Origin of the sequence: Streptomyces sp. OfavH-34-F, from assembly GCF_022347745.1 — a bacterium.
Lineage (GTDB): Bacteria > Actinomycetota > Actinomycetes > Streptomycetales > Streptomycetaceae > Streptomyces.
This window is the reverse complement of the sequence record NZ_JAKRGC010000204.1, coordinates 1-11,430: the sequence shown is the minus strand read 5'-3', so window position 1 is coordinate 11,430 and position 11,430 is coordinate 1. Positions and strand designations below refer to the sequence as shown.

The 11,430-nt window shown below is 72.2% G+C and carries 14 protein-coding genes; 9 read left to right on the top strand and 5 right to left on the bottom strand.

Annotated elements, in window-relative coordinates; all coding sequences use genetic code 11:
- Positions 1-12: 12 nt before the first annotated feature.
- The 3 genes from MHW47_RS24485 to MHW47_RS24475 form a co-directional block, all read right to left on the bottom strand.
- Positions 13-732 carry a phosphatase PAP2 family protein gene (locus MHW47_RS24485; protein WP_239225937.1) on the bottom strand — a complete coding sequence of 240 codons (720 nt, stop codon included), beginning with the start codon at positions 730-732 and terminating at the stop codon, positions 13-15.
- Between the two features lie 67 nt (positions 733-799).
- Positions 800-1,735 carry a M56 family metallopeptidase gene (locus MHW47_RS24480; protein WP_239225936.1) on the bottom strand — a complete coding sequence of 312 codons (936 nt, stop codon included), beginning with the start codon at positions 1,733-1,735 and terminating at the stop codon, positions 800-802.
- An 85-nt stretch (positions 1,736-1,820) separates the two neighbouring features.
- The gene (locus tag MHW47_RS24475; RefSeq protein ID WP_239225935.1) at positions 1,821-2,402 is read right to left on the bottom strand and encodes a DUF5134 domain-containing protein; all 582 of its coding nucleotides are present in this window, start codon (positions 2,400-2,402) and stop codon (positions 1,821-1,823) included.
- A 232-nt stretch (positions 2,403-2,634) separates the two neighbouring features.
- Between MHW47_RS24475 and MHW47_RS24470 the strand changes: the two genes are divergently transcribed.
- On the top strand, positions 2,635-3,189 hold the full coding sequence (locus tag MHW47_RS24470; RefSeq protein ID WP_239225934.1) for a GNAT family N-acetyltransferase: 555 nt from the start codon (positions 2,635-2,637) through the stop codon (positions 3,187-3,189).
- A 28-nt stretch (positions 3,190-3,217) separates the two neighbouring features.
- Here MHW47_RS24470 and MHW47_RS24465 read toward each other — a convergent pair whose 3' ends face one another.
- Complete coding sequence (locus MHW47_RS24465; RefSeq protein ID WP_239225933.1) at positions 3,218-3,901, bottom strand: glycerophosphodiester phosphodiesterase family protein; 684 nt, start codon at positions 3,899-3,901, stop codon at positions 3,218-3,220.
- Positions 3,902-4,222: 321 nt separating this feature from the next.
- Here MHW47_RS24465 and MHW47_RS24460 point away from each other — a divergent pair, with 321 nt between their 5' ends.
- Genes MHW47_RS24460 through MHW47_RS24450 form a run of 3 tightly spaced genes read left to right on the top strand, consistent with a single transcriptional unit; the run spans position 4,223 to position 7,475 of the window.
- A complete protein-coding gene (locus MHW47_RS24460) occupies positions 4,223-5,620 on the top strand; it encodes a DUF6421 family protein (RefSeq protein WP_239225932.1) in 1,398 nt (465 codons plus the stop codon).
- A gap of 26 nt (positions 5,621-5,646) precedes the next feature.
- Positions 5,647-6,414, top strand: a complete 768-nt coding sequence (locus tag MHW47_RS24455) for an SDR family NAD(P)-dependent oxidoreductase (protein ID WP_239225931.1) — start codon at positions 5,647-5,649, stop codon at positions 6,412-6,414.
- Positions 6,411-7,475 carry a low specificity L-threonine aldolase gene (locus MHW47_RS24450; protein ID WP_239225938.1) on the top strand — a complete coding sequence of 355 codons (1,065 nt, stop codon included), beginning with the start codon at positions 6,411-6,413 and terminating at the stop codon, positions 7,473-7,475. The genes MHW47_RS24455 and MHW47_RS24450 overlap by 4 nt, the downstream gene beginning before the upstream one ends.
- A gap of 59 nt (positions 7,476-7,534) precedes the next feature.
- Here MHW47_RS24450 and MHW47_RS24445 read toward each other — a convergent pair whose 3' ends face one another.
- Positions 7,535-8,257, bottom strand: a complete 723-nt coding sequence (locus tag MHW47_RS24445; protein WP_239225930.1) for a 1-acyl-sn-glycerol-3-phosphate acyltransferase — start codon at positions 8,255-8,257, stop codon at positions 7,535-7,537.
- A gap of 221 nt (positions 8,258-8,478) precedes the next feature.
- On the opposite strand from MHW47_RS24445, the gene MHW47_RS24440 reads away from it, so the two are divergent.
- The 5 genes from MHW47_RS24440 to MHW47_RS24425 form a co-directional block, all read left to right on the top strand.
- On the top strand, positions 8,479-8,805 hold the full coding sequence (locus tag MHW47_RS24440) for a thioredoxin family protein (protein WP_239225929.1): 327 nt from the start codon (positions 8,479-8,481) through the stop codon (positions 8,803-8,805).
- Between the two features lie 9 nt (positions 8,806-8,814).
- Positions 8,815-8,958 carry a putative leader peptide gene (locus MHW47_RS36155; RefSeq protein WP_374230142.1) on the top strand — a complete coding sequence of 48 codons (144 nt, stop codon included), beginning with the start codon at positions 8,815-8,817 and terminating at the stop codon, positions 8,956-8,958.
- Positions 8,959-9,004: 46 nt separating this feature from the next.
- The gene (locus MHW47_RS24435; RefSeq protein ID WP_239225928.1) at positions 9,005-9,514 is read left to right on the top strand and encodes a flavin reductase family protein; all 510 of its coding nucleotides are present in this window, start codon (positions 9,005-9,007) and stop codon (positions 9,512-9,514) included.
- A gap of 202 nt (positions 9,515-9,716) precedes the next feature.
- Positions 9,717-10,502, top strand: coding sequence for an electron transfer flavoprotein subunit beta/FixA family protein (locus MHW47_RS24430; protein ID WP_239224694.1), 786 nt, complete (start codon positions 9,717-9,719; stop codon positions 10,500-10,502).
- Between the two features lie 60 nt (positions 10,503-10,562).
- Positions 10,563-11,430: electron transfer flavoprotein subunit alpha/FixB family protein (locus MHW47_RS24425; protein ID WP_239225927.1), on the top strand; the 868-nt coding region annotated here is incomplete at its 3' end.

Sequence of the window (11,430 nt, the reverse complement as noted above, 5' to 3'; positions counted from 1 at the left end):
CGCCCCGTTCGCTCAGCCCTCGGACCGCCCCGCCCGCGAGCCCCGCTCGCGGCGTCCGGGGGCGGCCGCCTCCCACCGCTCGTAGCCGTACACCGAGAAGGCGGCCAGGGCCGCCCCCAGCAGCCACCCGCCCAGCACGTCGGACGGCCAGTGCACGCCCAGGTACACCCGCGTCAGCCCCACCCCCAGCACCGACACGGCCGCCGCGGCCACGGCCGCCCGGCGCGCTCCCGGCGCGGCCCCGGACCGGTACAGCAGCCACACCAGCAGCCCGCAGCTCACCGTCGCCGTCATCGCGTGCCCGGAGGGGTAGGCCGCGTACGAGGCGGTGTCCACCGGGTCCGGCCAGTGCGGCCGCTCCCGGCCCACGGCGGACTTGACCGCCTGCTGCGCCAGCGCGGAGAGCAGGGTCGTCGCCGCGACCCAGGCCGCGAGCGTCCGGGCGCCCCGCCACCACAGGGCCACCACCACGACACCGATCAGCGCGCGGAACGCCCACGGATCCCACAGCCAGTCCGTCAGCAGCCGGTTCACCCGGACGAGCACCGGTTCGCTCACCGCGCGCCGGTGCAGCGCCGACGCGACCTCCCGGTCCAGGTCGCCCAGCGGCCGCCACCCGGCGACGACCAGGGCCGTCACCGCCCCGCCGAGCACCGCGCACACGGCCCCGATCCGGGCGAGGGGCGAGGCGGCGCGGACGGGGGCGACGGGGGAGAGCAGCGGAAGGTGCATGGCACGATCCTCGCCGAAGGACACCCCGTACGGCCATCGCAGCACGCCGGAGCGGGAATCGGCGGGGCTACTTCAGCGCGCTGAGCCCCGGTACGAACGCCACCAGCAGCGGCACGACCGGCACCAGGGCCGCCGCCGCGGTCAGCCGCAGCCGCCGCGCGGCCGGGAGCCGGCCCGCCGGGGCCAGCAGCCGGTTCACCCGCTGCGGCAGCTCCGCGTCGGCGGTCGGACAGGGCCCGAACACACCCCTGTCCTCGTTGAGTTCGACCAGGGCCAGCGCGATCGTCAGCCGGCCGAAGCGCCGCGAGGCCACGTCGTCGGCCGCAAGCTCCACCAGCCGGTGCATCTCGTTGCGGAACGCCGCGAACACCGGAACCTGCGGGAAGCCGGAGGCCAGCGCCTCCGAGCAGTTGAGCAGCCAGTCGTGCCGGGCCTGCGCGTGGCCCTGCTCATGGGCCAGGACCGCGTCGAGCTGGCGCCCCTTCAACCGGCCCAGCGCCGCCGTGGTGATGACGAGCTGGGGCGCGGCCCCCGGCAGCCACCAGGCGTCCGGCCGGTCGCCCTCCAGCACCACCAGCCGGCCGCCGCCGGGCTCCTCGCCGGGCATCAGAGGGGCGCGCACCAGCAGTTCGGCCCGCCGCCGCCTGCGCCGCGTCTGCGCGCGGTGGATCTCGCGGGCCAGCATGGCGGCCGTCCACACCCCGCCGAGGGCGAGCAGCACCGCCATCACCGCCGACCACGGCCCGTACGCCGCGAGCGCGTACGCCTCGACCACGGCGTGCGGCGCGGGGGCGAAGACGTGGCCGCGCACGGCCTGCCACGCGGCGGCCGCGCTGAACGTCATGGAGAGCCCGAACGAGAGCAGCACGGCGGCCACCACGCACTGCCACACCCACAGCGCCACCACCGGTTCGCGCTCGGGCCAGGCGGCCCGCGCCATCAGGCGCGGGGTCACGACGGCGGCCAGTGCACCGAGCAGCAGCAGCGCTAGGGAGACCCACATGGCGTCAGCCTAAGAGCCCCTGCCACGCACGGGTACACGTCCGCACGTCAAGTGACGCACACCACGACGGCCGGCCCGCCCCGTCTCACAGGGTGAGCAGCATCGCGAACATGGCGATGCCCATCGTCAGCCGGCAGGCCAGCGCCAGCTCCGGCCGTGCCCCCCAGCCCTGCGGGGCGCCGCCGGGCGCGGTCGCCGCGGCCACCGGCACCAGCCGGGCGCCCGAGCGCAGCACGTACGCCGCGTAGTAGACGAGGAGCAGCCCCGTCAGCAGGGGCAGTCCGCCCGCCGCCCCGGCGGCTCCCGTCCCGTGCCCGGCGTGGGCCCCGTGCCCGCCGCCCCCGGCACCGGCCATCACGACGGCCATGTAGACCATCGCCGCGGAGTCCACCAGGTGGTGCAGATGATGGCCGCCGCGCCGGGCGAACCACAGGGCCCGCAGCGCCGCGACCCCGAACAGCGCCGCGTACACCACCCAGCCCCAGGCCGGCGGGGCCACGGCGGCGGCCGGCAGGGCCATCGCGGCCATGCCGAAGCCCATCAGCGCCTCCGCCCGCGCCGATCTGCGCTCCTCCGCGCTTCCCGTACGGGTGCGCAGCAGGCAGTACGAGCCCGTCACCGCGCACAACGCCATCAGCAGCCATCCGGACGTCGCCGGTCCGTGCACAGCGGGCCCTCCCCCCTGGGCGAACGAGATCGCGTCGCCTAGTCGATGCCCGGTGCCGCCGACCCGTACGCGGCGCACTGGGGTGCGGGGGAGCGCACGGCGGAGGTGTGCGTGCGACGTGTCCGGCGCGAGCCCCCGCGCAGGCCCCGGGGTGTCCGCGCGGAACCCGGCCGCCGTCTGCGGAGTTACCCTGCTGCGGCACGGCCCGCGCACAGATTCGGAGTATGCCGCCATGGACACCGCCCCGCCCCGGGACACCGGAGAACTGACCTTCCGCGACGCCACCGAGGCGGACATTCCCGCGCTGGTGGAACTGATCGAGTCGGCGTACCGGGGCGACAGCAGCCGCACCGGGTGGACGAGCGAGGCGGACCTGCTTCAGGGGCAGCGCACCGACCCGCAGGGGGTGCGCGAGGTGGTGGAGAGCCCGGAGAGCAGGCTGCTCGTGGTGGAGCGGGACGGCGTCCCCGTCGCCTGCTGCCAGCTGGAGCACCGGGGCGAGGCCGCCTACTTCGGCATGTTCGCGGTCCGCCCCGCCCTCCAGGGCGCGGGCCTGGGCAAGGTGGTCATCGCCGAGGCCGAACGCATCGTCCGGGAGGGCTGGGGCGTGACGGAGATGCACATGACGGTGATCTCCGTCCGGGAGGAACTGGTCGCCTGGTACGAGCGCCGTGGCTACCGCCGTACGGGCCGGATGTTCCCGTTCCCGTACGGCGACGAGCGCTTCGGCATCCCGCAGCGCGAGGACCTCGCCTTCGAACTGCTGGTGAAGACGCTCGACGCCTGAGCACCCGGGGCGTTTGGAACACGCCCCGTCAGGCGTCGGCGCCGCCGCCCCGGCGGATGTCCGGGTGGTCGGTGGTCACGCCGTCCAGCCCGAGACCTTCGGCCAGGCGCAGCTGCTGCTGCGTGTTCACGGTCCAGCCGAACACCGTCAGCCCCTCGGCGTGGGCCTTCTCGACCAGCTCCAGCGTGATCCGCCGGACGTTCAGCACCAGCCGGGCGGCGCCCACCGCCCGGGCGCGGTCCAGCAGGTCGCCGCCCCACCGGCTGGCCACGAGCGCCGTCCGCACGCCGGGGACCAGCCGCGCGATCTCGGCGACGGCCTCGTCGTGGAACGAGATCACCTCGACGCGCTCGACCAGGCCGCGCTCGGTCATCACCTCCGCGAGGGTGCGGGCGGCCGCCACGTCCTTGATCTCCGCCTGGAGCGGCGCCCGCACCGCGTCCAGCACCTCCTCGAAGACGGGCACCCGCTCGCCGAGTCCCGCGTCGAGCGCGCGCAGCTCGGCGAGCGTCTTCTCCGCGATCGGCCCCTCGCCGTCGGTCGTACGGTCCACCTCCGCGTCGTGCATGACGGCCAGCGCGCCGTCCTTGCTCAGGTGCAGATCCAGCTCGATGAGGTCCACGCCCTCCCGCTCGGCGCGGACGAACGAGCGCAGGGTGTTCTCCGGCTCGATCCCGGCCGCTCCGCGATGACCGATCGTGAGAAGAGACAAGGCACGCTCGCTTCCGTCGACGCTCTGTTCCCGCGCGCCGCTTTTGCCCGCGCGGTACGGCGGTATGACCGTGCCCGGCAGCCTAGGGGGTCTCCGCCGCATCCCCGTGGCGTCACGGCGTCCGGCACGCACGTGCCCTCCACGGGGATGCATCGGCCACCTCGAGGGGCCCGCCGAAGAAGCCGCCGGAACGGTACGGGACAGGAAATTCGGCGGTGAGCATGGGGGTCCAGCAGGATAACTTGCATGACCTGGCTTGTCTCGGGCAGTCGCACGTGGATACGGTGGTGAAACGCGAGGTTCTCCCGTGGAGGAAGAGTGATGACGGAAATTCTTGTGCAGGACGCCACATCCGGCGGTAAGGCTGCCGCCGCGCCGGTGATCGAGCACCCGGCGTGGCCCGCGCTCAAGAATGCCGTGGAGGAGATCCGCCCCTGGCAGGCGAAGGACGGCTCCATCGACTTCGACGCCGAGGACGCGCCCGCCCCGGCGCTCGTCGAGGCCGCCGTGGAGCGCGTGATCACCGCCGTCGAGGAGCTCTCCCCGCTCCTCCCGCACGACGCCGCCTACCACCGCGCCCTCGTCCAGGACCTGCGCCGCTGGACGGCCGGCGGCTTCGGCGTCCCCGACTTCCTGGACTCCCTGCTGGCCTTCCAGCCGGCCAGGGACCGCGCGGACGGCCTCCAGCACCTCGTCGTCTTCGCCATGTACACCCAGAACGGCAACCCCGACCGCAACCTCGAAGCGGTCGTGCTGCGGATGGTCTGGCCGGACTGGCTCGCCGAACTGGAGGCCACCCGCTACGACAACCCGCTGTTCTGCGGGATCACCTTCGAGGACTTCACCTCCGGCTACGACACCAACTCCGCGGTGCTCTTCCCGGAGACCATCGCCGTCCGCGAGGCCCCCGAACGCTTCAGCTGGGGCGGCATCTTCTGCGACCGCGAGGCCGCCCGCTTCCGGCGCGTCACCGAGGCATCCGTCGAACTCCTCGGCGTCGAGCTGCCCGACGACATCCGCGCCATGATCGGCGACCAGCAGCGCTGCGAGCAGGCGTTCGTGCTCTGGGACATGGTCCACGACCGCACCCACAGCCACGGCGACCTGCCGTTCGACCCCTTCATGATCAAGCAGCGCCAGCCGTTCTGGATGTACGGCCTGGAGGAGCTGCGCTGCGACCTCACCGCCTTCAAGGAGGCCGTGAAACTGGAGGCCGAGGGCAACCCGCACGGCCGCGACGTGCAGTACGCCGTCCTCTTCGACCGGATGTTCCGCTTCCCGGTCACCGGCGAGCGCGTCCGCAACTACGACGGCCTCGGCGGCCAGCTCCTCTTCGCCTACCTCCACAAGCACGACGTGGTGCGCTGGACCGACAACAAGCTCCGCATCGACTGGGAGCGGGCCCCGCAGGTCACCAACCAGCTCTGCGCCGAGATCGAGAAGCTCTACCGCGACGGCATCGACCGCCCCAAGCTCGTCCACTGGTTCGCCGCCTACGACCTCGTCTCCACCTACCTCGCCCCGCACCCCGGCTCCCGCTGGGCCAAGGGCCCGGACGCCCTGGACCTCTCCCAGCCGCCGCGGAAACTCGTGGACGATGTGCTTCCGGACGAGTTTCCCCTGAGCATGTTCTATGAGGCCCTCTCCAAGAAGCTGAAGAACGTGATCGCCTCGGCCAAGGGCATCACCGGCTCCGATGCGGGGAAGGCTGCCGCGTGAGCACAGGTCGCAAGGAGGCGGACGCCATGAACGGAACAAGCACGGGCGAGACCGGGGGCACGCTCGAAGGCGCCGTCGTCGCCGTCGCCGGAGCCGCCGGACCGGCCGGCCGGGCCACGCTGCTCCGGCTCGCCGAGGCGGGCGCCGTCGTCGTCGCCTCCGACTCCCACCCCACCCGCCTCGCCGAGGCCGTGGACGCCGCCCGCTACGCCCACGGCGGCGCCACCGTCACCGGCGACACCGTGGACCTCCTCGACCTCGGGGCCACCCGCGACTGGGCGGCCAAGACGGAGAAGGAGTTCGGCCGCGTCGACGGCGTCGTCCACCTCGTCGGCGGCTGGCGCGGCAGCGCGACCTTCGCCGAGACCGACCCCGCCGACTGGACGCTGCTGGAGAAGCTGCTCATCCGCACGGTGCAGAACACCTCGCTCGCCTTCCACGACTGCCTGCTGCGCAGCGACCGCGGACGCTTCCTGCTGACCAGCGCCGCGGGCGCCTCCCAGCCCACCGCCGGCAACGCCGCCTACGCCGCCGCCAAGGCGGCCGCCGAGGCATGGACCCTCGCGCTCGCCGACTCCTTCCGCAAGGCGGGGGGCGAGGACGGCCCGCACAGCGCGGCTGCCATCCTGGTCGTGAAGGCACTGGTGCACGACGCGATGCGCGCCGAGCGCCCGAATGCGAAGTTCGCGGGCTTCACGGACGTCAAGGAACTGGCCGATGCCATCGCCGGCGTCTGGGACCGGCCCGCCCCCGAAGTGAACGGAAAGCGCCTGTGGCTGACCCCGCAACCGTGAAGACCGACGCACGTCGCCATCACGACCCGCTGGTCCGCGGATTCGCCAGTGACAACTACGCGGGGACACACCCGGAGATCCTCGCCGCCCTCGCCCTCGCCAACGGCGGCCACCAGGTCTCCTACGGCGAGGACGAGTACACCGGCCACCTCCAGCGCGTGATGCACAGCCACTTCGGCCCCACCGCCGAGACGTTCCCGGTCTTCAACGGCACCGGCGCCAACGTGGTCGCGCTCCAGGCCATGACGGACCGCTGGGGCGCCGTCATCTGCGCCGAGTCCGCCCACATCAACGTGGACGAGTGCGGCGCGCCCGAACGCGTCGGCGGACTCAAGCTGCTCACCGTCCCCACCGAGGACGGCAAGCTCACCCCCGAGCTGGTCGACCGGCAGGCGTACGGCTGGGACGACGAGCACCGCGCCATGCCGCAGGTCGTCTCGATCACCCAGAACACCGAACTGGGCACCGTGTACACGCCCGACGAGATCCGCGCCATCTGCGAGCACGCGCACGGCCACGGCATGACCGTCCACCTCGACGGGGCCCGCATAGCCAACGCCTCGGCCTCCCTGGACGTGCCCATGCGCACGTTCACCAACACCGTCGGCGTCGACGTGCTCTCCTTCGGCGGCACGAAGAACGGGGCTCTCTTCGGCGAGGCCGTCGTCGTCCTGAACCCCGACGCGGTCCGCGCCATGAAGCACCTGCGCAAGCTGTCCATGCAGCTCGCCTCCAAGATGCGCTTCGTCTCCGTCCAGCTGGAGGCGCTGCTCGCCGGCGACCTGTGGCTGCGCAACGCCCGGCACGCCAACACCATGGCCCAGCGGCTCGCCGAGGGCGTACGCGCCATCGGCGGGGTGGAGATCCTCTACCCCGTCCAGGCCAACGCCGTCTTCGCGCGGCTGCCGCACGCCGTCACCGAACGCCTCCAGAAGCGGTTCCGGTTCTACTTCTGGGACGAGCAGGCCGGCGACGTCCGCTGGATGTGCGCGTTCGACACCACCGAGGAGGACGTCGACGCGTTCCTCCTCGCGATCAAGGAGGAGATGGCGGCCGGCTGACCGCCCCCTCGAACCCTCTCCGGGGTGCGGACCGCACGTCCGCACCCCGGAAAGACGTTTCAGCCCCGCTCGCGGACCTCGGCCGGCGTCGGCGCCGTACCGCCCAGGTGCGCGGGCACCCACCAGGTGTCACCGGCGTCCTTCGGCCGGACCGGATACGCCCGCTGCGCCGCCTCCAGCAGCTCCTGCACCCGCTCGCGCAGCCGCCGCGTGATCGCGCCCGCGTACTGGTCGGTGGGAGCCTCGACCGGCTCGCCGACGCGGATGGTCACCGGGATGTGGTTGCGCTTGAAGTTGCGGGGCCGGCCCTTGGTCCACAGCCGCTGCGTGCCCCACAGCGCCATCGGGATCAGCGGTACGCCCGCCTCCTGCGCCAGGCGCGCCGCGCCCGACTTGAAACTCTTGAGCGTGAAGGACTCCGAGATCGTCGCCTCGGGGAACACCCCGACGATCTCCCCGGACCGCAGCGAGGCCAGCGCGTGCGCGTACGCGTCCTCGCCCTGCTTGCGGTCGACGGGAATGTGCTTCATGCCGCGCATCAGCGGACCGGAAACCCTGTGCCGGAAAACGGATTCCTTGGCCATGAAACGGACCAGGCGCTTCTGCGGGAGAGCCGCGAGCCCGCTGAAGATGAAGTCCAGATAACTGATGTGGTTGCTGACCAGAACCGCGCCACCGGTCTTCGGGATGTGCTCCGAACCCTGACTGTCGATCTTCAGGTCCAGCGCCTTGAAAAACGTGCGAGCGGCGCCGATGACCGGCCGATAGACGAGTTCTGCCATCTGGGGAAGACCCTTTCTTCAGCGCCCGCGGAGGGTTCTCCCGGCGGAAGTTACGCAGCCGTAGGTTTTCGGCATTGGGGCGATCGTGCACCATACGGTCACGCGGTGGCCAGTCCCGGCGGCCCCGTACGGCGAGATTCTCGTCACGTACCCCGACCGGGAATGCATACGCCGCCACCGGTGCTGACCCTCTGCGGAGAACTCTGACAGGAGGCCGGACAGTGGACGGGCAGGCGCGCACGGAGAGGCTGGACGCGGCGAGACTCGGCGCGGAGCTGGGGGAGCGGGCGACGCTCGTCCAGTTCTCCACCGCCTTCTGCCAGCCTTGTCGAGCCACGCGCCGCACCCTCGCGGAGGTGGCCGGGATGGTCGAGGGGGTCGCTCATGTGGAGATCGACGCGGAAGCGCGGCTCGGACTCGTGCGGGAGCTGGGGATCGACCGGACCCCGACCGTCCTGGTCCTCGACGCCCGGGGCCGGATCGTGCGCCGGGGCGTGGGACAGCCCCGCACCGTCGACGTCGTCGCCGCCCTCGGCCAGGCGATGTGACGGACCGTGATGCTTCTCCCACTTGCCGGCCCGCCCTTGACTGCGCGCACCGCGAATAGTCAGTCTGACGCTATGCCGTCAGATCCCCTGCTCCATGGCCGGGCGTACATCGATCTCGCCCGCACCGCCGGCGCGTGCTGTCCGGATGCCTGAGCATCCACGACCCCGCAGCACCCCCGACGCGCAGAAGGACCCCTCCATGACGGCATCACCCGGACTCGACGCGCCGCGCCTGGCCTCCCCGGACCTGCTCCGCTCGGTCTTCCGGCAGCACGCCGCCGGAGTCGCCGTGATCACCGCCGCCGACGGCGAGCGGCCCGTCGGCTTCACCGCCACCTCCCTCAACTCCGTGGCGGCCGACCCGCCCCTCATCTCCTTCGGCGTGGGCACCGCGTCCTCCAGCTGGCCGGTCATCGCCACGGCCGAGTACGTCGGCGTCCACATCCTCGCCGAGCACCAGCGGGACCTGGCCGCCACCTTCGCCCGCAGCGGCGCCGACCGGTTCGGCCCCTCCACCTTTTGGCGCAGCGGCCCGGAAGGCGTTCCGCTGCTCGACGACGTGCTGGCGTGGCTGGTCTGCCGGGTCGTGGCCCGTGTCCCGGCCGGGGACCACCGCATCGTGATCGCCGAGGTGGCCACGGGCGATCCGGTGGGCGGCGGCCGTCCGCTGCTCTATCACCAGGGCCGATTCACGGCCCTGCGCGACTGAATCCGCGCCGGGTGGTTCGGAACCGGCCCACGTTGGGCAGATCACATTGCCAAGCGCTTGCTCAGGAGACGCCCAATCGGTGTACTGGCGAGTAATATGACGGTCGGAGCGTCGGTCGCCCCGACCGGAAAACGCCCCATCAGGCGCCTATGCTGCGTGCAACAAGGCAGCCCGGAAAAGACGATGCAGTAGGAGAGCCGGCGTGAGCTTGAGGATCGTTGTCTGTGTGAAGTACGTGCCCGACGCGACCGGTGACCGGCATTTCGCCGATGACCTGACGGTGGACCGTGAGGATGTCGACGGTCTGCTGTCGGAGCTGGACGAGTACGCGGTCGAGCAGGCGTTGCAGATCGCGGAGGCGGCGGACGATGCGGAGGTCACCGTGTTGACGGTGGGTCCGGAGGATGCCAGGGACGCGTTGCGCAAGGCGTTGTCGATGGGTGCGGACAAGGCGGTTCACGTCGAGGACGACGATCTGCACGGGACGGACGCGCTGGGGACGTCGCTGGTGCTGGCGAAGGCGCTGGAGGAGACCGGGTACGACCTGGTGGTCTCGGGGATGGCGTCGACGGACGGGACGATGGGTGTGGTTCCGGCGCTGCTGGCGGAGCGGCTGGGTGTGCCGCAGGTGACGCTGCTGTCGCAGGTGTCGGTCGAGGGCGGTGTGGTGCGCGGCCGGCGGGACGGGGACAGTGCGTCGGAGGAGCTGGAGGCGTCGCTGCCGGCGGTGGTGTCGGTGACCGACCAGTCCGGCGAGGCGCGTTACCCCTCGTTCAAGGGGATCATGGCGGCGAAGAAGAAGCCGGTGACGTCCCTGGACCTGGACGACCTGGGCCTGGACGCCGAGCAGGTGGGCCTGGCGGGTGCCTGGACCGCGGTCGACTCCGCGACGGAGCGCCCGGCCCGCACCGCGGGCACGATCGTGAAGGACGAGGGCGAGGGCGGCAAGCAGCTGGCCGAGTTCCTGGCCGGCCAGAAGTTCATCTGAGCCCCGGCACCCCCTCTCACCACCCCCGCCTACTTCGCACACGCAGGAGATTGAAGTCCCATGGCTGAAGTTCTCGTCTATGTCGACCACGTGGACGGTGCCGTCCGCAAGCCCACCCTGGAGCTGCTGACGCTCGCCCGCCGCATCGGCGAGCCCGTCGCCGTCGCCCTGGGCAACGGCGCCGCGGACACCGCGGGCGTGCTCGCCGAGCACGGTGCGGTCAAGGTGCTGACCGCCGATGCCCCCGAGTTCGCCGAGTACCTCGTCGTACCGAAGGTGGACGCCCTCCAGGCCGCCTTCGGCGCCGTGTCCCCGGCCGCCGTGCTGCTGTCCTCCTCCGCGGAGGCCAAGGAGATCGCGGCGCGCCTCGCGGTCCGCATCGGCTCCGGTCTCATCACCGACGCCGTCGACCTGGAGGCCGGCGACCAGGGCCCGGTCGCCACGCAGTCCGCGTTCGCCGCCTCGTACACGACCAAGTCCCGTGTCTCCCGGGGTGTTCCGGTCATCACGGTCAAGCCGAACTCCGCCCCGGTCGAGCCGGCCGCGGCCGCCGGCGCCGTCGAGACCCTCGCGGTCACCTTCTCGGCGCAGGCCACCGGTACGAAGGTGCTCTCGCGTACGCCGCGTGAGTCGACGGGCCGTCCGGAGCTGACGGAGGCCGCGATCGTGGTCTCCGGCGGCCGTGGCGTCAACGGTGCGGAGAACTTCGCGATCATCGAGGCGCTGGCGGACTCGCTGGGTGCCGCGGTCGGCGCGTCGCGTGCGGCGGTGGACGCGGGCTGGTACCCGCACACCAACCAGGTCGGGCAGACCGGCAAGTCGGTCTCCCCGCAGCTGTACATCGCCTCGGGCATCTCGGGCGCGATCCAGCACCGGGCCGGCATGCAGACCTCGAAGACGATCGTCGCGGTGAACAAGGACCCCGAGG